This window comes from Shewanella sp. 492 (assembly GCF_059338445.1).
On the sequence record NZ_CM181702.1, the window covers coordinates 2,731,396 to 2,757,125 of the forward strand.

Sequence of the window (25,730 nt, forward strand, 5' to 3'; positions counted from 1 at the left end):
CAGTCAATTGACTTAGGTAGGCCGTGAACCTAGAAAGTGCTTAGTTAAGCACTCTGTCTTTTGGGCGCACGTTGGCGCTGTTGATCTTGCCAGCCCGGTGCCAATACCACCTTGGCATCGATGGGAGCAAGCGTCTGTTTGCCTAAGATAATATCGGCAGCGCGCTCGGCTACCATGATCGTCGGTGAGTTCAAGTTACCGTTAGGGATTGTGGGGAAAATCGATGAATCGACCACCCTTAATCCCGACACGCCATGCACCTTGGTGTCACTGTCGACAACCGCCATGGCATCTTCACCCATCTTACAAGTACATGACGGATGATAGGCACTTTCCACCGCGCTACGCACAAAGCTGTCTATCTGATCGTCACTTTGAATATGCATGCCCGGTTGGATCTCTTCGCCGCGATATTCATCTAAGGCAGGCTGATTAATGATCTCTCGAGTTAAGCGCACGCAGGCGCGAAAGCCTTCAATATCATCTGGGTGTGACAGGTAGTTAAACTGAATGCTCGGCGCCACCTTAGGATCATCTGATACCACAGTGACCGCACCGCGACTCTTAGGTTTATTATGGCCAATGTGCACCTGAAAACCGTCTCCGGCAAACGCTTCTTTACCGTCATAACGCATCGCTGCAGGTAAGAAATGGTATTGCAAGTCGGGCCATTCCAGTCCCGCTTTAGAGCGAATAAAGCCGCAAGATTCAAAATGGTTAGTCGCACCCAGGCCTGACTTATTCAAGATCCAGCGCGTCCCAATAAACAGCTTATTGAGCGGATCTAATTTACCGTTCAATGAGACTGGCTTGAGGCACTTAAACTGAAAGTAAAACTCTAAATGATCTTGTAGGTTTTGCCCCACGCCCGGCAGTTCATGCACCTGAGCAATACCCGCTTGCTTGAGCGTCTGCGCGGCGCCAATGCCAGATAATTGCAAAATATGCGGCGAACCAATTGAACCTGCCGATAGCACAACCTCCCGATTACAAATCACATCATGAGTCTTGCCTTTACGCTCGTAACGCACGCCCACGGCGCGCTTACCTTCAAACAGCACTTTATGTACTAATGCATGGGTGATCACGGTTAAGTTACTGCGCTGCATTGCTGGTCGCAAATAGGCATTAGCTGTTGACCAACGTACCCCATTTTTAACCGTCATGTGCATCGGGCCAAAACCCTCTTGCTGCGCGCCGTTGTAATCTGCGGTCGATAAGTAACCGGCATCAACACCCGCATCAACAAAGGCTTGATAGAGAGGGTTTTTCATCTCGTTGCCGTTGTTTACCCCAAGTAGGCCGCTGTCACCGCGGTACTCATCGCCACCAAAAGCCCAGGTTTCAGCTTTTTTAAAGTAAGGCAAACAATGGGCATAATCCCACCCTTTGGCTCCCTCTTGCTGCCATTCATCAAAGTCACGGGCATGGCCTCGCACATACACCATGCCGTTAATTGACGATGAACCACCCAGTACCTTGCCGCGTGGGCAATGCATACGGCGATTGTCTAGATAAGGCTCGGCTTCTGTTTCAAACTGCCATGCGTACTTCTTGGTATTCATTGGAATAGATAAAGCGGTAGGCATCTGAATAAAAATGCTTTTATCGCTACCGCCTGTTTCTAATAACAACACCTTGTTAGCGGGGTCGGCCGATAGACGATTAGCCAATACACAACCTGCACTGCCTGCGCCCACAATAATAAAATCGTATTCTACTTTAGGATTAATCTGACTCATGGGGACTCCTTAAAATGGGCTCTCAAGTGGTTGCATTCCTACATATACCGCCTTGATTTGGGTATAGGCCTTTAAGGTTTCACTGCCATTTTCGCGGCCGATGCCTGACATCTTATAGCCACCCACTGGCATTTCTGATGGTGAGGCGCCATAAGCATTTATCCAGCAAATACCGGCTTGCATCTGATGGATAACACGATGGGCACGAGTAATATCTTGGGTAAATACGCCAGCGGCTAATCCTAGGTGGGTATCGTTAGCACGCGACACGACTTCTTGCTCATCATCGAAGGTTAATACCGACATCACAGGGCCAAAGATCTCCTCTTTAACTATGGTCATCTCATCACGGCAATCGGTAAAAATGGTCGGAGCCACAAAGTAACCGTTAGGGGCATTGTCGGGCTTAAGGGCATGACCACCGGTTAATAGCGTCGCGCCTTCTGCTTGGCCTAGGGCAATATAGTCAAGCACTTTCTGTTGATGGGCTTTAGAGATCAGCGCGCCAAAGTTAGTCGCCTCATCCATAGGATCGCCACAAACAATATTATGCTGAGTACGCTCGAGCAGTTTTTCGATAAATTGAGGATAAATCCCTTGCTGTACAAACACCCGAGTGCCATTGGTGCAGATCTCACCTTGAGTGTAAAAATTCGCCAGCATAGCTGCCGATACGGCATTACCGACATCCGCATCATCAAAAATGATCAACGGCGATTTACCACCAAGCTCCATGGTGACCTCTTTTAGCGTGCTAGCAGCCGCCGCCATCACCTTAGTGCCAGTGCCCACTTCACCGGTAAAAGAGACTTTAGCAATATCGCGATCATGGGTTAACCAAGCGCCGATTCGACCATCGCCCTGCACCACATTAAATACTCCATCGGGTACACCGGCTTGTGTGAAGATTTCAGCTAGCTTAAGGGCGCCGCGTGGGGTTTCTTCTGACGGTTTAAACACCATCACATTGCCACACGCTAGCGCAGGCGCAGCTTTCCAACAGGCGATTTGCAGTGGGTAGTTCCAAGCGCCAATTCCCGCGCAGATCCCTAATGGTTCGCGGCGGGTATAGTAAAAATCATCGCCAATGGATTGTTGATTACCTTCAATACTCGGGGCAAGGCCTGCAAAAAACTCAATGGCATCGGCGCCAGTGACTACATCGACCACGGAAGCTTCTTGCCAAGGTTTACCAGTATCTTCAACTTCTATTACTGCGAGTTGATCATTGTGTTCGCGCAGCAAGGCCACGGCTTTTAATAAAATACGACTACGCTCCATGGCGGTCATCGATGACCATTGCTGGAAACCAGTTTTAGCACTTTCAATGGCTGCGCGTTGGACCTGTTCATTAGCCACTTCAACCAGATAACTGACTTCACCTGTGGCAGGGTTGATCACCTCAAAGGTTTCACCGGTTCCATTGGACAGGGGCTGACCATGAACATAATTTTGATAAACAACTAGTGACATCTATTTTCTCCGTGCTGCACGATCGCCGCCTCGATAAAGGCTTTGCATAAATATTGCGCCTGCTCGAACTCTTGTTCAGGCGACGCACTTAAGGCACTGCGTAACCAAAACCCATCGATCATTGCTGCGGTCTGTTTGGCTGCGGCAATAGCTGCCGACTTGCCCATAAGGGGCTTAAAAGAAAACAGAAGGTTGCTATACAAGCGTTGGCAGTTGATGTGTTGAAGCCTTGCTAATCCCGGATCGTGCATCGCTTGGGACCAGAAGCTCAACCAGGTTTTGGTGGCAGCATTTGAACGTTGTAATTCGGTGAAATTGGCTTCGACAATCATGGACAACCGCTCAATGGGCGTCAGCATTTTCCCCGCTGTGCGGCTTAATAACGCCTGTTTAAGTTCGTCGAGCAAATATTTAAGTGTGGCTTCTATCAACCCTTGTTTGCCGCCAAAATAGTGGCTGATGATCCCAGACGACATACCTGCTAAACCACTAATGGTGTTGATGGTGGTGTGGTGTAAACCGTAACGCTCAACAGAGATTAATGTGGCGTCAATTAGCTGCTGCTGTCTCACTGTTTTCATCGCTGGTCTAGGCATAAAAGCTGATATCTCCGCGTTAAAAATTAGTTAATTGAACGTTCAATCAACGCAATCATAATAGTTAGAGATGTAACTATCAACAGCAACTTAATATTTGCGACATCAATCACAGAATTTAACGCCAAGTATGATAGGTAGAGGTGAGTCTGTAATACCTTGTTTTATATTGATAAATTTAGAGAGGGAAATTAAAATTTAATAGACGTAAAATAATTTAATAAAAACCCATTAAAAATCAGTCATAGTTGCAACTTCTAAGGTTTAACATTAACGGAAAACTTAGTTTCAACCGTAACTGTTATCTGAGCGATAACCCATTACCATTAACTAAGTTATAATCCATTCGCTGTTCAAAGTGCTCCGATAGACCACTCAAATGCGAGCGTGAGGGTAATCCGCCCATGACTTAGGCCGCTTACTATTAACAGCAACAACGGCTACTTGCCCTCTACAAACTCACACAAGTAAGTGTGTGAGTACTGATAACAAACCATGCCTTATAGCAATCAAGTAGCGCTAGAGAGCCACCTTATTTAAGCACGATTATCATCAAGGCACGCTTTTGGATCACTCGAGAACCGCTGCTATAAAAGCAGTTAAAGTGTGTCAATCTCTAGCCAAGAGATACCAAAATCGGCCACTTCTGTTAAACTTGCCGCTCTTAACACCTATCAGCGCTGGGCAAATATTCATGGCCGATACTACACCTTCTTCGTTAACCTCTTCTCAAGCTCAAAAGGCAACCGATACTTCCCCAACTTTAGGGTTGCATCATGGTATCAATGCCGATACATCGGCACAAAAACGCGCCCTGAGCTACAGCATCACAATCCACCAGCTCTTTGAACAAGTGATGCAGAGCAAGCAACCTGCCGATCGTATTGTGGCTGAATATTTTCGTATCAATAAGAAGCATGGCTCTAAAGATAGACGCGTGATCCGCGAGAGCCTATTTGGACTCTTTCGTTGGCATGGTTGGTTAAGTCAACTGGCAACTCTTTGCACAGCGCCTAAAGCTTGGTTTGCCTCTTTAGCATTAACCGCCAAAATTGAAGGCCACCCTTGGCAGGAATTTAGCGATGCTTGGCAAACCTTTGCGGCGCACCCTGCACTCGCGCCCCTTAACGATGCTGGCGATCTCTCCCGCCTAGCGGCCAAGCAACAACTGCTGCAAACGTGCTTTCCACAGCATGAGTTTGCTTTCACTCAATTAGTCCCAACTTGGTATTGGCAACACTACCCAACAAGCAGTGCTGATGAGCAATATGCCTTGATTGAAGCGCTCTGCTCTCGCCCCCCCATTTGGGGCCGCCTGCAAGGTATTAATAGTGAAGATGCACTCTCCTCACTAAATACTAGCGGTATCGAAGCCAAAATGAGTGACTACTTCGGTGATGCCATCAACCTTGGCCATAAGAGCATCAACCTAAATAGCCTTAAGCTCTACAATGAGGGACAACTGGAGATCCAAGACTTAGGCTCGCAAGTGATTGGGCATATCTGCGCGCCGCGCCCCGATGATAACTGGTGGGACGCCTGCAGTGGCGCCGGCGGTAAAACGCTGCAACTACGCTCTTTAATGTTACAGCAAGACAGCCACAGTAAAGGCAGTATCATTGCGTCAGATATTCGCCGTAAGCCATTAGAAGAACTGGCTAAACGCGCAAAACGGGCCCATTTTAGCCAGATCAGTGTATCGCCATGGAAAACCGATGCATTGCCTGTCGCAAGCGATCAGTTCGATGGTGTATTGGTGGATGCCCCCTGCAGTTGCACTGGAACTTGGCGACGCAACCCCGATATGCGCTGGCTCGATGATACAAGCGCCATTAGCGACAAACCCGCTTTACAGTTAGATATTTTACAGCGCTCAGCCAAGGCGGTGCGCACTGGCGGAGTACTAGTGTACGCCACCTGCTCCATTAGCCCCACCGAAAATGAAGCTGTGGTTGAGGCGTTCCTCGCCAGCAACCCTAACTTTAAATTACAACAGCTGTGCCATCCATTTACCGGTGAGCAGCAATCGATGTTAACCGTATTACCCTATCAAGCCGATAGCGACGGCATGTTTGTCGCGAAGATGATAAAGCGTTAACGCCGCCATACAGGGCCAGTCACACTAAAGCCGTTTACTGGCCCTGTAGCCCTGCAGCAAAGGTTTTTTTTATCAAACTCATCCTTTACCCATCGCTTGAATCGACTCTTGCTAAATCCCCCCGCTTATCACACTGCGGTAGGCATTCAATGCTCATTTAACGCTAAATGACACTCACCTTACTACTCAAACCACCATGTAAATTGCGCACAATTTACTTTACTGATAGGCTATCCTTTCATCAAAAAAGGAGAATACGATGTCTATTTATGATTTTTCGCTGACCAATATCGATGGCAGCACGCGCTCAATGCAAGAGTTTAAGGGAAAGGTGTTGCTGATTGTAAATACCGCCAGCAAATGCGGCTTTACACCACAATACAAGGCATTACAGGCGCTATATGAAGATTTTGGCCCAGAAAAATTTGTGGTATTAGGTTTTCCGTGCAACCAGTTTGGGCAGCAAGAACCTGAGGCTGAAGCCGAAATTAATCATTTTTGTGAGCTCAACTTTGGGGTTAATTTCCCGCTGTTTGCCAAAATTGAGGTCAATGGAGCCAACACAGATCCGCTCTATGACTACTTGAAACACCAAGCCAAAGGCTTGCTTGGCAGCGAAGCAATTAAATGGAACTTTACTAAATTTTTAGTCGATAGTGAGGGGCAGGTCATTGAGCGTTATGCTCCCACGACTAAACCCGAATCTATGAGGGACAAAATAAAATCTTTACTGAATAAATCCAGCTAGATAGCAATAGGTCAACCTATGACACCATAAAAAACGCTCATTTTATGTACGTTGAAATGAACTTTATGTGTCGCTTGCACTCCAATAATTGAACGCGAAGATTTGCTTATTCATGTTCATCATTCTCCCTGGGACTTCTAGCGCGGTCCCCTTGATCTAAATAGATCAACAGGCAACCAGTTGAGTTGCCTTTTTTTATGCCCTCGGTTGTCGGTATTAACCCTCCTCTTTTATCGGGCGGCAAAATTAAATGATTTTTTTGACAAACTCAGTGAACTTTTTATTCGCTGACGACTCTGATTACTTGAACGGATTATTGAATTAGGTGCACGGCACATAATTTTGTTTCATTGTTCATCATCATCTCCCTTTGGTGGCCGGATGGGCCCCAGGAGCATTAATCCAACGCTAGCGCATTTGGATTAATCACACTCCAACACTTTGTTTATGGCAACCTATTAGGTTGCCTTTTTTTTTGGCTATTTTGACAACGAGCGCTGCGAAGTCTGCTGATAGAATAAGTCGTGAACAATGTAAGGCACATCATGTAGCTACCTCATAAAGTCGTTAAATTGCGCCCCTCTATAAAGTACAAATAAAGCGTGATATTAAGCGGCAATATTATTTTTTTTACTCAAGCTGGGAACTAACTGGCAACCATGCACTCTGATAAAGGGTAACAGATTTTTCATCATGATTTGTTCATCATCATCTCCCTTTGGTGGCCGGATGGGCCCCAGGAGCATTAACCCCACGCTAGCGCATTTGGGTTAATCACACTCCACCACTTTCGTTTATGGCAACCTATTAGGTTGCCATTTTTTTTACCTATTGATTGGCAAGCTGTTACACGCCCAATTGCTTATCAAGTTGCGCAACTAATGACGGGTGATACCTTACTCGCGCCTGTTGATAAATCGCCATTAAGGGTTGCTCATAGCCTGCCAACAAAAGCTCGGCATATAAGGGCCGCACAAACTTAGCTCGGCCAATATTTAGTAAGAACGTCTCCACCAAGGGCAGCACGACATCATAATGATTACGAATGGCCACCCGATACCAATCACAGGCAATTTCAGCGTTAGTCGAATGACTAAAATCAAAAGCACTATCTAGCTGTTGCAGCTGTTGATGGCTTAATTGTTCCGGCAAGCTATTAATAAAATATTGCCAATGATGCACGCGCCAATCTGCGGTTTGCGCGGGAGTAATATCACCACCGGCTCGCCAGCTCATCAGAAGCGCATCGACTTTATCTAAACTATTTGAATAAGGCGGCGTAAACCATGACGGCATGCCTGTGCCGTAGATCCATTCCAGCAACTCAGCCTCACTCAGTACATCACCATGTTGTTGCAGTAATGTCTGCTGCGCATAATCGATAAACTGCTCTGTGGTGATCGCCTCAAAGGCAAAATGGCTCACATAGGCGTTTAAGAATGCATCGAACGCCTCTCTGCCTAAGCGTTTTTCTAAGTCATGCACAAACATCGATGCTTTATCGTAGGTAAAACGGTTAAAAGCCTCATTTGGATCGCCTGCTTGCACATTAGCTGGCAAGGTTTGCGCCGTTGTCGGCATGGAGGCGAGTTCTTGCGCTAGGCGACCATACTCTAAGACTAATTCGAGCTGCGCTTGCTCTTTGCCATAAACCGCTTCAACAATTCGATGGGTAAAATAGGTGGTAAATCCTTCATTAAGCCAAAGATCGCGCCAAGTTGCATTGCTGACTAAGTTGCCGGTCCATGAATGTGCCAGTTCATGGGCAACGGTGGACACTAGGCTTTTATCACCTGCAATTAAGGTGGGGGTCATAAAGGCCAAGCGCGGATTTTCCATACCACCAAAGGGAAAACTAGGCGGTAAGACTATCATGTCGTAACGCCCCCATGGGTAGGGGCCCAGCAGCGACTCTGCGGTATTGATCATCTGCTCTGTATCTTCAAATTCACTCACCGCCGAACCAAGCACCTCAGGCTCGGCATAAACGCCACTACGCGGGCCTAGGCTGCCAAATTGTAAATCGCCAACGGCAATCGCCAGCAGATGAGTCGGAATGGGCTTTTCCATTTCAAATAAAAACTGGCCATTAAGCGGCGCGCTTGCATCGTTCATGGCACTCATCACAGCGCGCATACCAGCAGGCACATTCACTTTGGCATCAAAGGTGATTCTGGCTTTAGGGGTGTCTTGCAACGGGATCCAACTGCGGGCATTAATGGGTTGCGACTGACTAAATAGAAACGGTAACTGCTTGCCGCTGGTTTGTTCGGGAGTTAGCCACTGCAGCCCCTGCGCATTGGCGCTAGTGTGATAATCAATAGTGATGTTCGCTGAATTAGCACGCAGCTGAATATGCAGTCGCTGCCCGCGGATAAGATCGTGCTTATCAAAATGAAAGTCGAGCCGATTGTCTTTGTCATCTCGCACCGAGTGGATCACGAGATCGCGGCAGTCCAGATACAAATGGCGGCACTGCTCATCAAGATAATTCAGCGTTAACTTAGCACTGCCAGCGAGCCTATGCCGCTCAAAATCGACCGCAACCACCAAGCTTAGATGCAATACGCGGATCTGTTCAACATTCGCAAAAGAGTGATGGTCTTGCTGATTATCCCATTGCTTAGCCACATTTTATCCTTATTATTGTTGCCCTAACGTCAATAGCGCTTAGTGTAATCATCGACTAACCGCTTGTCATTGAGATTAAGCAAACCACTATCCTATGCAGCAGCATTCGCCGCTAAGTTCACCGTTTACAAAGATTGGCTCTCGGCTAAATTCGGACCTTAAAAATCAACCCCAAAAAATAATCACAAAAAATCGGAACTAAAATAGTAAAGTAGACTCTGATTATATGAACAGAATTGATATTAACGAATACAGAGTCCCTAACGGGTAATTAATTGGTTAGTAAGGTTTTCATGGTTCATCATCTCCCTTTTTCGATAGCCTCTAGCGCGGCTATCAACCAAATCCCAACTGGCATTTGTAGCGACCTACTTTAGGTCGCTTTTTTTTGCTCACCAATATGGCATCCCCTGTTATCGTATTGTTAGCCACCGAAATAACATGGGTAAAGCGCCTCGCCTATCAAATGGGTTCATAACTGATGGCTCATACCTGATAGTACAAAAAAACAAAAAGGCCTCATTATTGAGGCCTTTTTGATGGGGTGTCACTCTACACTATGTCCGTTATAGGCGGATACCGGCTTTTGCTAAATCTTTGGCTGTCACAGTCAGCGGTAGTGGTACATAACCGTCTTTCTCTACTGTTTTCTGCCCTTGCTTAGACAAAATAAAGCGTAGGAATTCACGCTCTAATGGCGCTAAGTCTTTATTGGGATGCTTATTCACATAAACGTATAAGTAACGTGATAGTGGATAACTGCCGTCTGCTGCATTGGCAGCGGTTGCTTCGATGTAATCATCGCCTTTCTTGGCGATAGCCACGGCTTTCACCCCAGCAGTCTTATAACCAATACCAGAATAACCAATGGCATTTAATGACTGCGAGACAGATTGCACTACCGACGCCGAACCAGGTTGTTCGTTCACGTTGGCTTTAAAGTCGCCTTTACAGAGTGCTTTTTTCTTAAAGTAACCGTAGGTTCCAGAAACCGAGTTACGACCGTAAAGCTGCACATCTTTCGCTGCCCAATCGCCCCCAAGCCCCACATCAGCCCAACGCTGCACATCATTACCGCCGCACTTATGGGTAGCCGAGAAGATACCGTCGATCTGCTCGATACTCAGCCCCTTAATAGGGTTATCCTTATGAACAAAAACAGCCAGCGCATCAATGGCGACACGGATCTCCGTTGGCTTATAGCCATAATGTTTCTCAAATGCTTCGACTTCATTGGGCTTCATTTTGCGGCTCATTGGGCCAAACTGTGAAGTGCCTTCAGTCAATGCTGGCGGCGCAGTAGAAGAGCCCGCCGCCTGAATTTGAATGTTAACGTTAGGGTACATCTCTTTGTACTCTTCGGCCCACAGGGTCATCATATTCGCTAAGGTATCTGAGCCAACAGATGAAAGGTTACCCGAGACTCCACTGCTTTTTTCATAAGTGGGCAGTGACGGATCGATAGCTGCCATAGAAGTGACAGAGAAAACGCTAGCGGCTGTCAAACTTACCGCACCAACAAGCTGTTTAAGTTTCATTCTTTGCTCCAGTGTTAAGCGACTTGCTTACTCGTTTTATTTAAGTTGCAGTCAGTATCTATCGCAACAATGACAAGTGTATGACGAAGATATGACACTGAGATGACAGACCACCATAAAAGTGATTTATTGCAGCCTCGCCTTAACTTGTACATTCCAAAACACAAATAGCAAAAAAGCGCCTTAGTGGCGCTATCTCTCTTCATGATGCGAATAAACAGGGATGGTTAACTGATTTATGCAATAGACAGATAATTTAAAGTCACTTAGCACCTTTAACCCATAGGTTTAATGAGCACGCTTACCCGTATCAATAAGGTGATTGGGAATAATAAAACTAAAGCAGCTACCTTTACCCAGTCGACTTTCTATCATCAAATCACTCTGGTGATGATTAAGCGCATGTTTCGTGATCGCCAATCCTAGCCCTGTTCCGCCCCGCTGCCGAGAACGGGCACTGTCGACGCGATAAAATCGCTCAGTGAGTCGTGTTAGGTGCTGTGGCGCAATGCCCTCACCCGAGTCGGTCACACTAAACTGCGCCCCTAAAGGCACTCGCTGCCAACACACATGTACACTGCCGCCGGGATCGTTATAACGAATGGCGTTAGAGAGCAAATTCGAGCAGGCACTTCTTATCTGGACTTCATTACCAAAAATATTCAAGGTCGGATCACAATCAAAACTCAATTGATACTGCCCCTTAGCTAAGGCTTGTGCTTCCTCTTTGAGCATATCAATCAACAAAGCCATATTAACTTTGGTATCGAGATTGACCGCAGAGCCATCTTCAATACGTGATAACACCAGTAACTGCTCGACCATAGAATGCATGCGATTAGTCTGTTGCTGCATTTGCTCTAACGCTTTATGTTGACCAGGATTAAACTCTGCCATCTCCTGCATCATTTCCAAATAACCTTGTAACACGGTTAAGGGCGTTTTTAATTCGTGCGACACATTAGCGACAAACTCTTTGCGCATCCCTTCGAGTTGACGAATACGGGTAATATCACGGGCGATCAGCAAGCGTTGCCCAGCGCCATAATCCATAATACGAATTTCTAACACGCGTGATTCATTTTGACTATCGACAAACTCAAAGGGCTCATCAAAAGTCGCTTGTTTAAGATAACCAGAAAAGTCGGGATGCCGTAGCAGATTATCGATACGCTGGCCCTTGTCTTGTGGCCATACTAATCCCAACAATCGTTGGGCTAATTTATTACACCAAGCAATATTATTGTCTGAATCAAGCACGACAGCTGCATCTGGCAGCGCCTCCGCCCCTTGCCGAAAACGCGCTAGCAGATCGGCTAATTGCGCCACCCGTTTACGGTTTTTACCTTGCAGACGATAGATACCATTAAACACCCCTTCCCAACTTCCGCTGCCGTTAGGAGGAGTCAGACGTTTATCACGCCATAGCCAAAAATTAAGCCTAGATAGCTGCTTATAATGCCAAGCCAATAAACCGATACAACCGAACAGCATCACTGGCAACAATTGCCCAAGCAGCAAGCCTATAACCAGACAAGCCAACAAAAACAGCGCTAAGCGACTCAGCAATTGATAGCCAGAGTATGAATTAAACATAGCGAAACCCTAATGCGCAAGTGAGCACAAGATAATCGATACTGAGGCTAACGCCTATTAAATTTTCATGCACCCATTAACTCAACACAAGCCATTAGAGCCGGGTCGAAAAACGGTACCCGGCCCCTCTAACGGTTTGAATCAACCTGTCGTGATTAGAGGGTTCAACGGCTTTACGTAAGCGGCGAATATGCACATCAACGGTGCGGTCTTCAACATACACATTAGTGCCCCACACATTATCAAGCAGTTGTTCGCGGCTATATACTCGCTCTGGATGGGTCATAAAGAAATGCAATAATCTAAACTCGGTCGGCCCCATATCGACTACCTGTTCGCCGACGGTGACTCGGTGACTAACAGGGTCTAGCACCAGACCTTGCACATCAATAGGTTCATCTAAGGCCGTAGGCGCACTGCGGCGCATAACCGCCTTAATTCGTGCTACCAACTCTTTAGGCGAAAAAGGCTTGGTAATATAGTCATCGGCGCCGACTTCTAGCCCTTTGACCTTATCTTCCTCTTCGCCCCTTGCCGTTAACATGATCACCGGTATATGGCGCGTAAATTCATCCTGACGCAGCTTTTTAGCTAATTGAATACCACTCCCACCGGGAAACATCCAATCCAGCAGCACTAAATCGGGATAGGGCTCTGTCAGCATGTCGAGTGCTGAATCAAAATCCTCTGCTGTAGTTGTCGTAAATCCATGTTGTTCTAAAACAAAAGCTAACATCTCTCGGATGGCTAACTCATCTTCAACTATCAAAATCCTAGCAGTCATATGCGATCTTCTATCAGTGAATACCCACGTTGCCATTATTAGGCCGTTTTATTACAAAATTATGAATCAGCCCCCCTATATTGTCATAAAGTCGCTTATTATTGTCATGAAACTTAAAAACAGAGAGGAGCCAAGGTAATTCTTCGCCGCTGTATATCACCGCTTTAGGGTATTCACCTTAGATAAATGGCAAACAAAAAAGCCAGCCGTGAGTAACGGCTGGCTTTAGACCACACAATAAGATTAATGCTTAAGTGGCGGGTGTTTCTTTGACGTAAATATCCATTTGTGGATAAGGAATACCAATATTAGCTTCATCCAGCGCGACTTTAATTTGCTCAAGGATCTCAAAGCGTGCAGGCCAGTAATCACTGCCTTTAACCCAAGGACGCACCACAAAATTAACCGATGAATTAGCCAACTCAACCAGTGCCACTGTGTAGGCAGGCTCCTTGAGTACATAGCTATTATTATCTAATACACTTTTTAATACCGCCTTAGTCTCTTTTAGATCGGCATCATAAGAGACCCCAATGACTAAATCGATACGACGAGTGTCCATTGCCGAGTAGTTGGTAATAGTGCCATTCATAACCGAGGAATTAGGCGCAACAATCACCTTGTTGTCAGGGGTGCGCAGTTTAGTCGAAAAGATGGTGATCTCATCGACTGTCCCCGCGATACCCGCAGCCTCAATATAGTCCCCGACACGACAAGGACGAAATATTACCATTAACACGCCAGAGGCAAAGTTTGATAGAGAGCCCTGTAATGCAAGACCCACAGCCAAACCGGCGGCACCGATAACGGCCACTAATGAAGCCGTCTGCACCCCTATCTGTCCTAACGTGGCTATCACGGTAAAGACAAACACCGCCGCCCACGCCAAATTAGACACAAACGAGACAACCGTCGGATCTATCTTGCGTTTAGTTAATAATTTACTGGTGATTTTTTTAGCAATATTGGCAAAGTATTTACCAACAACGAAAATCACCAGAGCTAACACAACCTGCAAACCGTAGGTCATGATAAGCTCTGGCGCTTGTGCAATATAACTATCCAAGTTTTCCATTTAACGTTCCCTCAATAATATAAACCCGGTAACTACCGCGTCTCGACAATAAATTCGGCTCGTCGATTTTGTGCTCGCCCGGCAACAGAGGCATTACTGGCAATGGGCTGAGTACTGCCTTTGCCTGCGATACAAAACCGACTGGGATTAAACCCATACTCTTCAACAAGTACTTTTTTGACATTCAAGGCTCTATCATAAGACAAAACTTGATTAAACTCTGCAGTGCCTACACTATCGGTATGGCCAACAATACACAACTTAATGGGATGATCAGTTAACCAAGTCGCTAACCGAGCAATACTGAACCATTGTGAATAATCCACCTCGGCACGAGCAAAGCGAAAGTAGATCCTAACTGATTCATTAAGTTTACATTGTGCCGGATATGCCTCACCACTGGTTGTCGGTAAACACAAAGACACCAGCCTTAGTTTTTCACAGCCACGGGCGTCGACTCTGGTGTCTGCCGCAGTATGTGGACAAGCATCTTTGGGATCGGGCACACCGTCGTTATCTGTATCTTGCCACGAAAAGGCATTCGCACAATACAATCCCGCTAATACTAACAGCCCTATGCGAATAAATATGTTCATTATAACTGACCTAAAAGTGCGGCAGATTTATTGCCTCTTTTACTAACAAGGGGATGAAATGCAATTAAAAATCATTAATATCCCATCCATTTTAGCTACTTAAGCGCCAATCGCCAACGAAGAGCTCAACATCTCAAACGAATCTGTTAACCAGTATAGCCATCCGTCGCCAGTTACTCGAACACATAGCCAAGATAGAGGCCGGTGTGTTCCGCAGCGATTTAGTTTAGCCATAGACGAAGGAGTGCCATAGGCTGACTTAACCGAGCAACTGAAAATGCTAGCAGAGCGCTACCCACAGCTTAACGTTATATCGACAATTGGTGATCGGAGCAAAAGATACTCAGCACTCAAGTTATCAATTACAACACTCGCCAGATGTTGGGGATGCGGACAATTATTATGTGTTGTTGGAGCAGACTAAATCAGGCTTTGGCTGGGCACTATTACCCGAACATTTAGCTCAAGAAGCACTGAACAAACAGCAATTATGCAGCATATCTATGTCTTTTGAACAATTTGGTTGGATAGTGAATGTTGACGTAATACAACATCATGGTATCAATGAGGAGCTCAGCTGCTTAGTAAGGCAACTACTTAAAAATATGATGAACAATATGGTCACATAACATATGAAGTCATATTGTTCAGGATTGCGTAACCAATAATCGCTGCTCACTCACTTAAAATAAGCATTCACTGCACATGGTGACTTAATGACTTGCAACAGATGCTTGCTGATACCAGGTAGACCAAGCAGGCTTGGCCGCAGAAGCTAATTGCGACTGCATCCCTTCGAGTAAGCGGATCAACAAGGCTCTATCATCGGCTTTAGCTGAATAAAATAGCGGATCGTAAAAACAGCGGCGTTGCACTGGCTCTAATTGGGTATCAAAACCTTTATCAACCCCTGAGACACACAGCTCTCTAGCTTTAAGCTGTAATGTCATGGCGCTATCATCTTCTAAAAGGTGCGCCACAGGTCCCATGAGTAAAATCAGTGCCAACCTGCCTGGTGGATTATGTTGCCAGCTATTAAGTTGACCACTTTTGGCGTTAAGGAGTAAACATTGCCAATGTCGAGTAGTCTCTTGGCTCAAATCACTCGCCTCTACGCCTACACCTTTATCGTAATGATGAAACCATTGCTGTAAAAACTGTTCCACGCTGCCTCCATAACCCATAACCAGTAGATAGTCTGGTGAGAATAGCACCAGAGAGCAGCAATAATATCTAGCACTTTGGTCTAAATACCTCTGCTTGTGGAGTATGCAACTTTTACGCATCTAACCTAATAGATAGAAACAACACAAGCGACCTGAGCCGCTTGTGTTGTTTTAATGTTAACCATCAAAAGTAAAATTGAATTTATCACCTGATAACATTGCCATTGATGCATTACGCTAAGAGTTCAACCCTCAGTACTATTTTACTTCAGCTTTGGGTGGGTAGTGGGTCATCACCTCGGCAATCGCCCGATTAACCACTTCAATACGCTCTTCGGGGGTGTTCTTATTGCGCACGGTATCGGCAACAGAACCACGCCAAATTAACTGCCCAGAACTACGATCAACCAAGTCGACCACTAAAGTACCCACTTCATATTCGCGCACCGTAGTTTGGGTATGCATATTGCCACCCCATGCCCAGCCCGGCCCATAATAGGGGTTGTAGCCAAAGTTGGTATTGAAAGTATCAACATCAATTTTTTTATCGACCTTAGTAAAGTAGTTCACTAATACATCGGCCTGTTCGGCGCGGGTTTTGGTGATGCCTTTAAGTTGCAACTGACTCTCGATAGCACTTCTAACACGTTGATCCATCAAACCATCAAGATGATAAGTCGTATCATCATTTCTTTTATCTACCCAAGCATAACTTTTAATCTGATTAAAATTTACTTTTGGATCATAATCTGAGCTCGACTTCATCGTGCTACAAGCAGTTAACGCTAGCGCAGCTGCTAAAACGATTATTTTTTTCATACTAACTCCAGCAAAAAACAAGGCCTACTATCAACCTAACTCATTAAATTTTAGCTTACAGAGCAAATTTCTGATCTACAACTCTATTTTGGCACACTGTAAAACATAAATACCTTGACTTGAAGCAACCACCAAATGATAATGATTATCAATTAGATTTAAAAAGGGGGTTAAATATGACTTGGTTTATCAGTGCATTTGTTATCGCCAGTGCTATTTTTGTCTTTGCGCCAAAGTCATTAGCCACGCCAACCGCCGACTCTCTCACCCAAATTAAAGGGCAGTGGCGATGCTTGCTACTGCCACTGCTATTGTTGATGTCGCTTGCTTTTATTTTAGCCACCTTAGACAACGCCCCTTACCTTACGGTTGCAATGGCCTTTACCCTTACAGGCTTCGCAGTGGCAGTACCTAAACTACACCCTTATATTATTACTGGCGCGGCATTTACCGCATTAAGCCTGCTATTATTAGTATTACAGCGATAACCCATTTGCTCACACCTTGCGCTAATTCGTTAGTTGCTTTGGGATAATACAGACTTTATATCTCCCTGCAGATTGATATAAAGCCTTATCCATGACCACATTTTTGTGGTCTTTTTTTTGTCTAATGTTGCGAAGACCTCCCACTGGATAGCGCAATTTGGTAAACTCGATATATCGCCCATAACCGTCCGATTAAAGATGAGAATCGATCCTAATGTAGCTTTAGTCTATAGCACAGATATAGGCAAAATCACTGAAAAGAAACAGCCAGAATCCGCCCCACAAGGTGACGGCATAGTCCGAATTCACAAAGACAGCAAAGGCCGTAAAGGCAAAGGGGTCTCTGTTATAAAAGGCCTAGGGTTAGATGAAAAAGAGTTAAAAGCATTAGCACAGAAGCTCAAAAAACAGTGCGGTTGCGGCGGCACGGTCAAAGAGTTCAATATTGAAGTACAAACCGACAATCGCGAACAACTCAAAACCCTACTTGAAAAACTCAATTATCAAGTTAAATTAGCCGGTGGCTAATGACTCTGGAGTGCTAGATGGAAAGTTTGCAGCATCATCTACTTATTGCAATGTCTTCGCTTCACGATACCTTTTTCGAGCGTTCAGTCATCTACTTATGTGAACACAACCAACAAGGCGCCATGGGGCTGATGATTAACCGCCCAGTCGGTATCGATGTTAATGAGCTACTGCAGCAGATGAACCTCAACGAGGTCAATAAAGTTGACAGCATTAACAGTGAAGTACTGCTTGGCGGCCCTGTAGAACAAGAAAAGGGCTTTGTGCTTCACACCCCCCAAGATAAGTGGAGTAATAGTCAGCTTATAAATGATGAAATAATGCTCACTACATCGCGCGATGTACTGGCTTCACTGGGCAGTAACAATGCACCCGACAACTTTATTGTCGCACTAGGTTACGCCGGATGGGGCCGGCAGCAATTAGAGCAAGAGTTAGGGGAAAATTCATGGTTAACCATCCCCGCCTCTCTCGATATTTTATTTAAAACGCCACACGAGCAACGCTGGCAAAAGGCCACCCAAACCCTAGGCTTTGATATTGGCCAGCTTTGCAACCAAATAGGCCATGCCTAACCCCAACAGGACATAAGAGATGAATGCAGCAACAGTGCTTGGTTTCGACTTCGGCACTAAGAGTATTGGCGTGGCAATAGGCCAACAAATTACCGCAAGTGCTACCCCGCTAACGTCAATTAAAGCTAATGATGGCATCCCGCAATGGGAAGAAATTGGCGCGTTAATCGATGAGTGGAAACCCGATATTGTCGTCGTCGGTTTACCACTCAACATGGATGGCAGCGAACAAGAGATGACCCAAAGGGCGCGTAAGTTTGCCAACCGAATCAGCGGCCGATTTGGCGTCAAAACCGCCACCCAAGATGAGCGCTTAACCACGGCCGATGCTAAAGCGCGACTGTTTGAAATGGGTGGCTTTAAAGCACTATCGAAAGGACAAGTGGACTCGATGTCCGCTGTGCTGATTATCGAAAGCTATTTCGAGAACCTTTATTAACCTCACCCGAGCCAGTTGCGACTGGCTTGCACATTCCCCCCCACCGAGCAGGCGATTAATAACAGTGAAGGTTTGCCCTTCAAACGCTTTCAATAAATGAAAATGCAGCCAACCGCTACTCAAGCAGATGTGATTGCTCTTCATTCCAAGGCCAACAAACTTTGCGCCAAAATAAAATAGGCCTTCATTGGAAGGCCTATAGATATTTACAAGTGATAAATATTGAGTGTGTTAAACCAAGTAAGGCTTAACTAAATTTTCCATCATCGCAATATGCGCATCATCATCGTTTAGCGCAGCAATATAACGATACTGCTTGCCACCAGCTTCGATAAACACCTGACGATTTTCATGTTCAATCTCTTCTAACGTCTCTAAACAGTCAGCACTAAATGCTGGGCAGATAATGGCGACATCATCTACTCCTTCATTGCCCAAGCGTTGCAGCGTCTCATCGGTATAAGGCGTCAGCCATTTTGCCTTACCGAATCGAGATTGGAAGGTGGTAATGTAATCACTCTCTGTAAGACCTAGCTTTTCCACCACTAAACGGGTGGTTTTATGACAAAAACAAGAGTAAGGATCGCCTAAATGTAAATTACGCTCAGGCATGCCGTGATAAGAGATCACTAGCTTCTTCGGCTTACCATGTTTGTCAAAATCACGCTGAATAGAGTCGGCCAATGCGGCAATATAATCAGGGTTGTCATGATAGGTATTAATAAAATGCACGCTGGGTAGATAGCGCCAATTACGCAGTTCTAAGGTCAAGGCATCAAACGCCGATGCCGTGGTTGGCGCCGCATATTGAGGATAAAGCGGCAACACGACTAGCTTGTCTGTGCCTTGTTGATGTAAACGGTTTAGGGTGTCTTTGACACTTGGCTCACCGTAACGCATACAGAAATCGACATTAATGTCATCACCGCGCTCACGAAACCGCTCTGCTAACTTGGCCGTCTGTTTTTGGGTGATCTCCATCAATGGCGAGCCTGACTCTCCCCAAATTTGCTTGTATAACGCGGCCGATTTAGCCGGTCTCACTCGTAAGATAATGCCATGTAAAATGATCATCCAAAGTAGCTTAGGGATCTCGACCACACGCGGATCGGCCAAGAACTCGGCCAAATAACGACGCACCGCTGATGTTGTCGGTGCGCTAGGGGTGCCTAAATTCATCAGCAATACCGTTACTTTCGATCGCTTTTGATGCCCTTGCTCTTTGGTTAAACCAATATATTTAGCCAATTTAACTCCCTGATTTTCAATTTTTATAATTGCTTTTCAATTGCTTCGATTAAAACACTGTCGTTAGGTTTTACACTAGAAGCAAATCGTTGAACTTGTTTACCGTCGGCGCTGATTAAGTATTTATTAAAGTTCCAGCTGGGAGCTTTAGTCACCGCGGCTAAGTGGTCAAATGGACGCTGGGCCGCATCGCCTTTTACCGCGCCTGTGGCTAGCATGGTAAAGGTGACGCCGTAATTGATGTAACACACATCGGCGGTTTTTACCTCCTGTGCTTCTTCTTGATTAAAGTCATTAGAAGGAAAGCCTAATACCACTAAGCCGCTATCTTTATAGCGCTGGTGCAGTTGCTCTAAGCCTTTAAATTGCGAGGTATAGCCACAACGGCTGGCAGTATTGACCACTAATACCGGCTTGCCTTGGGTCAACTTACACAAGTCGAGTTCTTGCTCAGAATGCAACTTACGCGCCTCAACTTGGAAAAACTCGGCACATTCCGCCGCACTTGCTTGGCTTGATAAGCTTGCCATGCCTAAAACAACTAAGGGTAATAATATCGATTTCATCGTGATATCTCCAGCACTGTAAAGGCGAATATACGTGTTAATCAGTGTATTAGATCACAGCATCGAAAGATTCTTCAGCGGATAATTGGCTTCAGTTAGCGGCATAAAATTAACGTCTACTCACATAATGACAAAGCCGATAACCATAGAGGTTTTTCGGCTTTGTCACATAAGGCGTTAATCTAAGTCTAGAGTTACACCTTCCATAAAACCTGAGCTCGTTGGTTCACTACTTTGTAGCTTAATCATTAAGCGCAAGTCGTTAGGAGAGTCGGCATGATGCAGCGCATCGGCATAGCTTATTTCGCCCTCAACATAGAGCTTTAATAACGCCTGATCGAATGTTTGCATGCCTTGCTCATTAGACTTGGCCATGGTCTCTTTTAACACATGCAGTTCGTTTTTGGCGATCAAACTGGCGACTCGCGGAGTATTGATGAGTACTTCAATGGCGGCTCGGCGACCCGTACCATCACTTTTTGGCACCAGTTGCTGCGCCACAATACCCCGTAAGTTAAGCGATAAATCAAACAGTAACTGCTGATGCTTACTCTCAGGAACTAGGTGCATAATACGATCTAACGCTTGGTTGGCATTATTAGCATGTAAGGTCGCCATACATAAGTGACCCGTTTCGGCAAAAGAGAGGGCAAATTCCATGGTCTCCTGGCTGCGGATCTCACCAATCAAAATGACATCGGGCGCCTGACGTAACGAACTTTTAAGCGCGGCATCAAACGATTCGGTATCGATACCTACTTCGCGCTGGGTAATAATGCTCTTGCGGTGATCATGTACAAATTCAACCGGGTCTTCGATAGTTAAAATATGCCCGCGGGCATTAGCATTACGATAACCCACTAATGCGGCTAAAGAGGTTGATTTACCCGTGCCGGTGCCCCCAACCATGATGATAAGACCACGCTTACTCATGACTAAATCTTTTAGGATGGGCGGTAATTTTAAATCTTCAACCTCAGGGATCTTGGTTTCGATACGGCGCATCACGCAACCGGGAGATTCGCGTTGCCAAAAGGCACTGACACGAAAACGCCCCAGATCTTTGGCCGCAAAGGCAAAGTTACATTCACGACTTTCATGAAACTCTTTACGCTGCGCTTCAGTCATTAACGCTTCGACAAACTCAAGCGATTGCTGCGGCGTAAACGGATTTTCGGCCAGTTGCCTGACCTCACCATCGATTTTGGCGCTAGGGGGAAAGCCTGCGGTAATGAACAGATCCGACGCTTTGCGATCGACCATGACTTTTAAAAAAGGACGAACTTCCATAATACTACCTTAACTTAGAAACTAGCGTTCTTATTGGAACTCTTTGACATGGCGTCTTCGCGAGTGATCAGGCCTCGATTGACCAAGTTTTGTAAACACTGATCTAAGGTTTGCATGCCATGGGCCATACCCGTTTGAATGGCTGAATACATCTGGGCGACCTTATCTTCACGGATTAAGTTACGAATGGCCGGTGTTCCCATCATGATCTCATGGGCTGCAACACGACCACCGCCCACCTTCTTAATCAGGGTTTGTGAAATCACCGCCTGCAGCGATTCTGATAACATGGTTCTGACCATGCCTTTTTCACCTTCGGGAAATACATCGACCACACGGTCAATGGTTTTCGCCGCAGAGGTGGTATGCAAGGTGCCAAAGACTAAGTGGCCGGTTTCTGCCGCCGTCATCGCCAAACGTATGGTTTCGAGATCGCGCATTTCCCCCACCAAAATCACATCAGGGTCTTCACGCAGTGCACTTCTGAGCGCGGCATTAAAGCTGTGAGTGTGGCGATGCACTTCACGTTGGTTAATCAAACATTGCTTATTTTGGTGGACGAATTCGATAGGGTCTTCAATGGTCAAAATATGATCATGGCGGTTTTCATTAACGTAATCGATCATTGCCGCCAAGGTGGTACTCTTACCCGAGCCTGTCGGCCCCGTCACCAATACTAAGCCACGAGGGTAACTGGCTATCTTTTTAAAAATCTCAGGGGCGCCGAGTTTTTCTAGGCTTAAAATTTCACTGGGAATAGTACGAAATACCGCTGCTGCGCCACGAGACTGGTTAAAGGCGTTAACACGGAAACGGGCTAAATTAGGTACTTCAAAGGAGAAATCGATTTCAAGATGTTCTTCGTAATCTTTACGCTGCTTATCATTCATGATGTCATAAACAAGGCTGTGCACGCCTTGGTGGTCTAAAGCAGGCAGATTAATCTTTCTGACCTCACCATCTACACGTATCATTGGCGATACACCTGCAGAAAGGTGTAGATCCGATGCATTGTGCTTTACACTAAAGGCAAGTAACTCTGTGATTTCCATAGTTTGGGATATCCATTTAACCAAAAACGTAGACCATGACAACAATAGCAGACAGACTGGCGCTAGCCCACCAAAGAATCGCTCAAGCGGCGCAAAATTCATCACGTCATAGTGACGAAATAAAGCTACTGGCAGTGAGTAAAACTAAGCCTATTTCACAGATAGTAGCCGCTTATCAGGCCGGACAACGTCTTTTTGGTGAAAACTATGTTCAAGAGGGTGAATCCAAGATTATTGCCCTAAAAGCTGACTACCCCGATATTGAATGGCATTTTATCGGCCCGCTGCAATCGAATAAAACGAAAGTGATTGCCGAGCACTTTGATTGGATGCACACCCTAGACCGAGCCAAGATAGCTCAGCGCCTAAATGAGCAGCGCCCGCTTCAGTGCGCGCCGCTCAATGTGTGTATTCAACTTAATATCAGCCAAGAAGCCAGTAAATCTGGGCTCCCCCCTGATGAGGAGCAGATAACGGCATTGGCAGATGTGATCGACTCATTACCACATTTATGTTTACGCGGGTTGATGGCAATTCCTACTGCAACCGATGATGAGCACCGCCAACAGCAAGAGTTGTCACATATGCAGCAGCTATATCAAGCATTACAAGTCAAATATCCGCAGCTTGACACTCTGTCGATGGGTATGAGTAACGATTTGGAAATGGCGATAGCTTCTGGCTCGACCCTAGTACGTATTGGCAGCGCCATTTTCGGTGCCCGTAGCTAGGTTAATCTCAATCTGCAATCGTCATCGCTCAGGAGTGATTGGCTAGCAATGATTGGCTGGCAATAATAGGCCCGAAATAGCATAGCGATGCCCTAAACAGCGTAAAATTAGGTCGGTGTAAAAGTGCTAATCTAAATGCTGCCCCATCAGCAGGCTAGTCTATTAGATTGACAAGCCTTGTTTTTTCATCACTTGCCCTAATATTATTAACATCAGTTTTAGGCAAAAAAACAGAGACCCTTATGATACAGAAAAAAATATGCTTTATTGGTGCCGGTAACATGACGCGCAGCATCGCCAGCGGTTTAGTCAACAGTGGCTATCCAGCTGAACTCATCCACGCCACCAACCCCAGTGAAGCTAAGCTGCAAGTCTTATCGCAGCAACTCGGTATCAAGGTGTCACATGATAATCGCCAAGCGGCTATTGAAGCCGATGTTATCGTTCTGGCGGTAAAACCTCAGTTAATGCAGCAAGTGTGCGAAGCATTAAGCGACTTAGATTTATCACAAAAACTGATTATTACCATAGCTGCGGGCGTAGCGGCATCACGTTATCATGATTATTTTAAGCAGCCGATAAAGCTCATTCGCACTATGCCAAACACGCCAACGCAAATCGGCTACGGCATGACTGGCCTGTATGCCCAGCCGTCGGTGTCATCACAAGACAAAGCCCTGTGCGAACAAATCATGCAAAGTGGCGGCGAAACTGTGTGGGTGTCAAAGGAAGATGATCTTAATCAAGTCATTGCGTTAGCGGGCAGTTCCCCCGCCTATTTTTTCCTGATGATGGAGGCTATGATTGACAGCGCGAAGCAAGATGGCGTTGACGAGGATATGGCCCGTCAATTAGTGCAGCAAGCCGCCCTTGGCGCCGCGCAAATGGTGAAGCAAAATCCACAACTGTCGGCCGGACAGTTACGCGAAAATGTCACCTCTAAAGGCGGCACTACGGCGCAAGCATTAGCGGCATTTGAAGCGGCTAATTTAAGGGGCATCGTCAGAAATGCAATGCACGATTGTATGGATCGCGCCGCAGAGATGGTTAAACAATTTTAATTCAATACCGTTAAATAGAGAGATCCAATGAACGCATTTAGCTTTTTAATCAGTACCGTTTTCGACCTGTACCTGATGGTGGTCATTATCCGCATCTGGTTGCAGCTGGCTCGCGCCGATTTTTACAACCCATTTAGCCAATTTGTGGTAAAAGCCACTCAACCCATTGTGGCGCCAATGCGACGTATCATCCCCTCTATAGGGGCATTAGATACCGCATCAGTGGTACTTGCCCTATTAGTGGTTGTGGCTAAGTTTGTCATACTCAGCTTGATTGCTGGCGCCGCCATTAGCATTCCGACAATTTTACTGATATCTGTAGTCTCAGTGGTTAAAGAGGCTGGGGTATTGCTGTTTTGGATGTTGATTTTACGTGCAATTTTAAGCTGGGTGAGCCAAGGCCATAACCCTATCGAAATGGTCATGGCACAACTAACAGAGCCACTATTGTCACCGATCCGCCGTATTTTGCCGCCGATGGGAGGGTTAGATTTGTCGTTACTGGTGATGATGATCATTCTTAACTTTGTCAATATTTTGCTCGCTCAATACGTGCCATTTTGGGCCAATGTTTAATGGCGTCAGTGACACAAGAGCAAGGTGATCTGCTGCTCAAGCTCTATATACAACCTAAAGCCAGCCGGGACCAGATTGTGGGTCCCCATGGTGAGGAGCTGAAAGTGGCGATCACCGCTCCGCCTATCGACGGCAAGGCCAACGCTCATTTGAGCAAATATTTGGCCAAGCTGTTTAAGGTGCCGAAAAGCCATATTGTTATCGAAAAAGGCGAATTGGGTCGCCATAAACAAGTTAAGGTGTTGGCGCCAAAACAGCTGCCTGATGAGATTGCGAGCTTACTCACGCTATAAACTAATGATGCTCGAAAGTAG

The 25,730-nt window shown here is 45.9% G+C and carries 26 protein-coding genes; 11 read left to right on the forward strand and 15 right to left on the reverse strand.

Annotation, left to right across the window (positions count from 1 at the left end):
* Positions 1–44: 44 nt before the first annotated feature.
* Genes betA through betI form a run of 3 tightly spaced genes read right to left on the reverse strand, consistent with a single transcriptional unit; the run spans position 45 to position 3,811 of the window.
* The gene (gene betA, locus AC5YBX_RS12065) at positions 45–1,742 is read right to left on the reverse strand and encodes a choline dehydrogenase (protein ID WP_494523751.1); all 1,698 of its coding nucleotides are present in this window, start codon (positions 1,740–1,742) and stop codon (positions 45–47) included.
* Positions 1,743–1,751: 9 nt separating this feature from the next.
* On the reverse strand, positions 1,752–3,215 hold the full coding sequence (gene betB, locus AC5YBX_RS12070) for a betaine-aldehyde dehydrogenase (RefSeq protein WP_494523752.1): 1,464 nt from the start codon (positions 3,213–3,215) through the stop codon (positions 1,752–1,754).
* Positions 3,206–3,811, reverse strand: a complete 606-nt coding sequence (betI, locus tag AC5YBX_RS12075; protein WP_475514451.1) for a transcriptional regulator BetI — start codon at positions 3,809–3,811, stop codon at positions 3,206–3,208. The genes betB and betI overlap by 10 nt, the downstream gene beginning before the upstream one ends.
* A gap of 694 nt (positions 3,812–4,505) precedes the next feature.
* Here betI and AC5YBX_RS12080 point away from each other — a divergent pair.
* Complete coding sequence (locus AC5YBX_RS12080) at positions 4,506–5,909, forward strand: RsmB/NOP family class I SAM-dependent RNA methyltransferase (protein WP_494523753.1); 1,404 nt, start codon at positions 4,506–4,508, stop codon at positions 5,907–5,909.
* 259 nt (positions 5,910–6,168) lie between these two features.
* Complete coding sequence (locus tag AC5YBX_RS12085) at positions 6,169–6,657, forward strand: glutathione peroxidase (protein ID WP_494521286.1); 489 nt, start codon at positions 6,169–6,171, stop codon at positions 6,655–6,657.
* Between the two features lie 846 nt (positions 6,658–7,503).
* On the opposite strand, the gene AC5YBX_RS12090 is transcribed toward AC5YBX_RS12085, so the two are convergent.
* The 6 genes from AC5YBX_RS12090 to AC5YBX_RS12115 all read right to left on the reverse strand — a co-directional run bounded on the left by AC5YBX_RS12090 (position 7,504) and on the right by AC5YBX_RS12115 (position 14,877).
* Positions 7,504–9,288 carry a M1 family metallopeptidase gene (locus AC5YBX_RS12090; protein ID WP_494523754.1) on the reverse strand — a complete coding sequence of 595 codons (1,785 nt, stop codon included), beginning with the start codon at positions 9,286–9,288 and terminating at the stop codon, positions 7,504–7,506.
* A gap of 566 nt (positions 9,289–9,854) precedes the next feature.
* Positions 9,855–10,826, reverse strand: coding sequence for a PstS family phosphate ABC transporter substrate-binding protein (locus AC5YBX_RS12095; protein WP_494521284.1), 972 nt, complete (start codon positions 10,824–10,826; stop codon positions 9,855–9,857).
* Between the two features lie 288 nt (positions 10,827–11,114).
* Positions 11,115–12,422 (reverse strand): phosphate regulon sensor histidine kinase PhoR, encoded by a 1,308-nt coding sequence (gene phoR / locus AC5YBX_RS12100; protein ID WP_494523755.1) that lies wholly within the window; start codon positions 12,420–12,422, stop codon positions 11,115–11,117.
* A 94-nt stretch (positions 12,423–12,516) separates the two neighbouring features.
* Positions 12,517–13,206 (reverse strand): phosphate regulon transcriptional regulator PhoB, encoded by a 690-nt coding sequence (gene phoB / locus AC5YBX_RS12105; protein WP_475514456.1) that lies wholly within the window; start codon positions 13,204–13,206, stop codon positions 12,517–12,519.
* 250 nt (positions 13,207–13,456) lie between these two features.
* On the reverse strand, positions 13,457–14,281 hold the full coding sequence (locus AC5YBX_RS12110; RefSeq protein ID WP_494521282.1) for a mechanosensitive ion channel family protein: 825 nt from the start codon (positions 14,279–14,281) through the stop codon (positions 13,457–13,459).
* Positions 14,282–14,313: 32 nt separating this feature from the next.
* Entirely contained in the window at positions 14,314–14,877 is a 564-nt protein-coding gene (locus AC5YBX_RS12115) for an OmpA family protein (RefSeq protein ID WP_494523756.1), read from the reverse strand.
* A 323-nt stretch (positions 14,878–15,200) separates the two neighbouring features.
* Here AC5YBX_RS12115 and AC5YBX_RS12120 point away from each other — a divergent pair, with 323 nt between their 5' ends.
* Positions 15,201–15,506, forward strand: coding sequence for a hypothetical protein (locus AC5YBX_RS12120; protein WP_494523757.1), 306 nt, complete (start codon positions 15,201–15,203; stop codon positions 15,504–15,506).
* 84 nt (positions 15,507–15,590) lie between these two features.
* Here AC5YBX_RS12120 and AC5YBX_RS12125 read toward each other — a convergent pair whose 3' ends face one another.
* Together AC5YBX_RS12125 and AC5YBX_RS12130 are read right to left on the reverse strand one after the other, a co-directional pair.
* Entirely contained in the window at positions 15,591–16,043 is a 453-nt protein-coding gene (locus tag AC5YBX_RS12125; protein ID WP_494521279.1) for a DUF924 family protein, read from the reverse strand.
* Positions 16,044–16,301: 258 nt separating this feature from the next.
* Positions 16,302–16,862 (reverse strand): DUF4136 domain-containing protein, encoded by a 561-nt coding sequence (locus AC5YBX_RS12130; protein WP_475514462.1) that lies wholly within the window; start codon positions 16,860–16,862, stop codon positions 16,302–16,304.
* A 176-nt stretch (positions 16,863–17,038) separates the two neighbouring features.
* Here AC5YBX_RS12130 and AC5YBX_RS12135 point away from each other — a divergent pair, with 176 nt between their 5' ends.
* The 4 genes from AC5YBX_RS12135 (at position 17,039) to ruvX (ending at position 18,892) form a co-directional block, all read left to right on the forward strand.
* Positions 17,039–17,350 carry a hypothetical protein gene (locus AC5YBX_RS12135; RefSeq protein WP_475514463.1) on the forward strand — a complete coding sequence of 104 codons (312 nt, stop codon included), beginning with the start codon at positions 17,039–17,041 and terminating at the stop codon, positions 17,348–17,350.
* Positions 17,351–17,548: 198 nt separating this feature from the next.
* On the forward strand, positions 17,549–17,878 hold the full coding sequence (gene yciH, locus AC5YBX_RS12140; RefSeq protein WP_475517015.1) for a stress response translation initiation inhibitor YciH: 330 nt from the start codon (positions 17,549–17,551) through the stop codon (positions 17,876–17,878).
* A 17-nt stretch (positions 17,879–17,895) separates the two neighbouring features.
* Entirely contained in the window at positions 17,896–18,453 is a 558-nt protein-coding gene (locus AC5YBX_RS12145) for a YqgE/AlgH family protein (RefSeq protein ID WP_494523758.1), read from the forward strand.
* 19 nt (positions 18,454–18,472) lie between these two features.
* The gene (gene ruvX / locus AC5YBX_RS12150) at positions 18,473–18,892 is read left to right on the forward strand and encodes a Holliday junction resolvase RuvX (RefSeq protein WP_475514465.1); all 420 of its coding nucleotides are present in this window, start codon (positions 18,473–18,475) and stop codon (positions 18,890–18,892) included.
* Between the two features lie 231 nt (positions 18,893–19,123).
* On the opposite strand, the gene hemH is transcribed toward ruvX, so the two are convergent.
* From hemH to AC5YBX_RS12170, 4 genes are all read right to left on the reverse strand, one after another.
* Positions 19,124–20,140, reverse strand: a complete 1,017-nt coding sequence (hemH, locus tag AC5YBX_RS12155) for a ferrochelatase (protein WP_475514466.1) — start codon at positions 20,138–20,140, stop codon at positions 19,124–19,126.
* A 23-nt stretch (positions 20,141–20,163) separates the two neighbouring features.
* Positions 20,164–20,706, reverse strand: a complete 543-nt coding sequence (locus tag AC5YBX_RS12160) for a glutathione peroxidase (RefSeq protein ID WP_494523759.1) — start codon at positions 20,704–20,706, stop codon at positions 20,164–20,166.
* A gap of 177 nt (positions 20,707–20,883) precedes the next feature.
* Positions 20,884–21,996 carry a PilT/PilU family type 4a pilus ATPase gene (locus AC5YBX_RS12165; protein ID WP_475514468.1) on the reverse strand — a complete coding sequence of 371 codons (1,113 nt, stop codon included), beginning with the start codon at positions 21,994–21,996 and terminating at the stop codon, positions 20,884–20,886.
* A 14-nt stretch (positions 21,997–22,010) separates the two neighbouring features.
* Positions 22,011–23,048: a type IV pilus twitching motility protein PilT gene (locus AC5YBX_RS12170; RefSeq protein WP_110458530.1), complete on the reverse strand. Its 1,038-nt coding sequence runs from the start codon at positions 23,046–23,048 to the stop codon at positions 22,011–22,013.
* Between the two features lie 35 nt (positions 23,049–23,083).
* On the opposite strand from AC5YBX_RS12170, the gene AC5YBX_RS12175 reads away from it, so the two are divergent.
* The 4 genes from AC5YBX_RS12175 to yggU all read left to right on the forward strand — a co-directional run bounded on the left by AC5YBX_RS12175 (position 23,084) and on the right by yggU (position 25,709).
* Complete coding sequence (locus tag AC5YBX_RS12175) at positions 23,084–23,779, forward strand: YggS family pyridoxal phosphate-dependent enzyme (protein WP_494521275.1); 696 nt, start codon at positions 23,084–23,086, stop codon at positions 23,777–23,779.
* A gap of 242 nt (positions 23,780–24,021) precedes the next feature.
* Positions 24,022–24,840 (forward strand): pyrroline-5-carboxylate reductase, encoded by an 819-nt coding sequence (gene proC, locus AC5YBX_RS12180; protein ID WP_494523760.1) that lies wholly within the window; start codon positions 24,022–24,024, stop codon positions 24,838–24,840.
* A 27-nt stretch (positions 24,841–24,867) separates the two neighbouring features.
* On the forward strand, positions 24,868–25,416 hold the full coding sequence (locus AC5YBX_RS12185; protein ID WP_494521273.1) for a YggT family protein: 549 nt from the start codon (positions 24,868–24,870) through the stop codon (positions 25,414–25,416).
* Positions 25,416–25,709: a DUF167 family protein YggU gene (gene yggU, locus AC5YBX_RS12190; protein ID WP_494521272.1), complete on the forward strand. Its 294-nt coding sequence runs from the start codon at positions 25,416–25,418 to the stop codon at positions 25,707–25,709. Before AC5YBX_RS12185 ends, yggU begins: the two co-directional genes overlap by 1 nt.
* The last annotated feature ends 21 nt before the right edge of the window (positions 25,710–25,730 follow it).

Bases quoted from the DNA above. Each gene is read 5' to 3' on its own strand.
- betA (WP_494523751.1), bottom strand. From the start codon at position 1,742: ATGAGTCAGATTAATCCTAAAGTAGAATACGATTTTATTATTGTGGGC.
- betB (WP_494523752.1), bottom strand. From the start codon at position 3,215: ATGTCACTAGTTGTTTATCAAAATTATGTTCATGGTCAGCCCCTGTCC.
- betI (WP_475514451.1), bottom strand. From the start codon at position 3,811: ATGCCTAGACCAGCGATGAAAACAGTGAGACAGCAGCAGCTAATTGAC.
- AC5YBX_RS12080 (WP_494523753.1), top strand. From the start codon at position 4,506: ATGGCCGATACTACACCTTCTTCGTTAACCTCTTCTCAAGCTCAAAAG.
- AC5YBX_RS12085 (WP_494521286.1), top strand. From the start codon at position 6,169: ATGTCTATTTATGATTTTTCGCTGACCAATATCGATGGCAGCACGCGC.
- AC5YBX_RS12095 (WP_494521284.1), bottom strand. From the start codon at position 10,826: ATGAAACTTAAACAGCTTGTTGGTGCGGTAAGTTTGACAGCCGCTAGC.
- phoR (WP_494523755.1), bottom strand. From the start codon at position 12,422: ATGTTTAATTCATACTCTGGCTATCAATTGCTGAGTCGCTTAGCGCTG.
- phoB (WP_475514456.1), bottom strand. From the start codon at position 13,206: ATGACTGCTAGGATTTTGATAGTTGAAGATGAGTTAGCCATCCGAGAG.
- AC5YBX_RS12110 (WP_494521282.1), bottom strand. From the start codon at position 14,281: ATGGAAAACTTGGATAGTTATATTGCACAAGCGCCAGAGCTTATCATG.
- AC5YBX_RS12115 (WP_494523756.1), bottom strand. From the start codon at position 14,877: ATGAACATATTTATTCGCATAGGGCTGTTAGTATTAGCGGGATTGTAT.
- AC5YBX_RS12130 (WP_475514462.1), bottom strand. From the start codon at position 16,862: ATGAAAAAAATAATCGTTTTAGCAGCTGCGCTAGCGTTAACTGCTTGT.
- AC5YBX_RS12135 (WP_475514463.1), top strand. From the start codon at position 17,039: ATGACTTGGTTTATCAGTGCATTTGTTATCGCCAGTGCTATTTTTGTC.
- yciH (WP_475517015.1), top strand. From the start codon at position 17,549: ATGAGAATCGATCCTAATGTAGCTTTAGTCTATAGCACAGATATAGGC.
- AC5YBX_RS12145 (WP_494523758.1), top strand. From the start codon at position 17,896: ATGGAAAGTTTGCAGCATCATCTACTTATTGCAATGTCTTCGCTTCAC.
- ruvX (WP_475514465.1), top strand. From the start codon at position 18,473: ATGAATGCAGCAACAGTGCTTGGTTTCGACTTCGGCACTAAGAGTATT.
- AC5YBX_RS12160 (WP_494523759.1), bottom strand. From the start codon at position 20,706: ATGAAATCGATATTATTACCCTTAGTTGTTTTAGGCATGGCAAGCTTA.
- AC5YBX_RS12165 (WP_475514468.1), bottom strand. From the start codon at position 21,996: ATGGAAGTTCGTCCTTTTTTAAAAGTCATGGTCGATCGCAAAGCGTCG.
- AC5YBX_RS12170 (WP_110458530.1), bottom strand. From the start codon at position 23,048: ATGGAAATCACAGAGTTACTTGCCTTTAGTGTAAAGCACAATGCATCG.
- AC5YBX_RS12175 (WP_494521275.1), top strand. From the start codon at position 23,084: ATGACAACAATAGCAGACAGACTGGCGCTAGCCCACCAAAGAATCGCT.
- proC (WP_494523760.1), top strand. From the start codon at position 24,022: ATGATACAGAAAAAAATATGCTTTATTGGTGCCGGTAACATGACGCGC.
- AC5YBX_RS12185 (WP_494521273.1), top strand. From the start codon at position 24,868: ATGAACGCATTTAGCTTTTTAATCAGTACCGTTTTCGACCTGTACCTG.
- yggU (WP_494521272.1), top strand. From the start codon at position 25,416: ATGGCGTCAGTGACACAAGAGCAAGGTGATCTGCTGCTCAAGCTCTAT.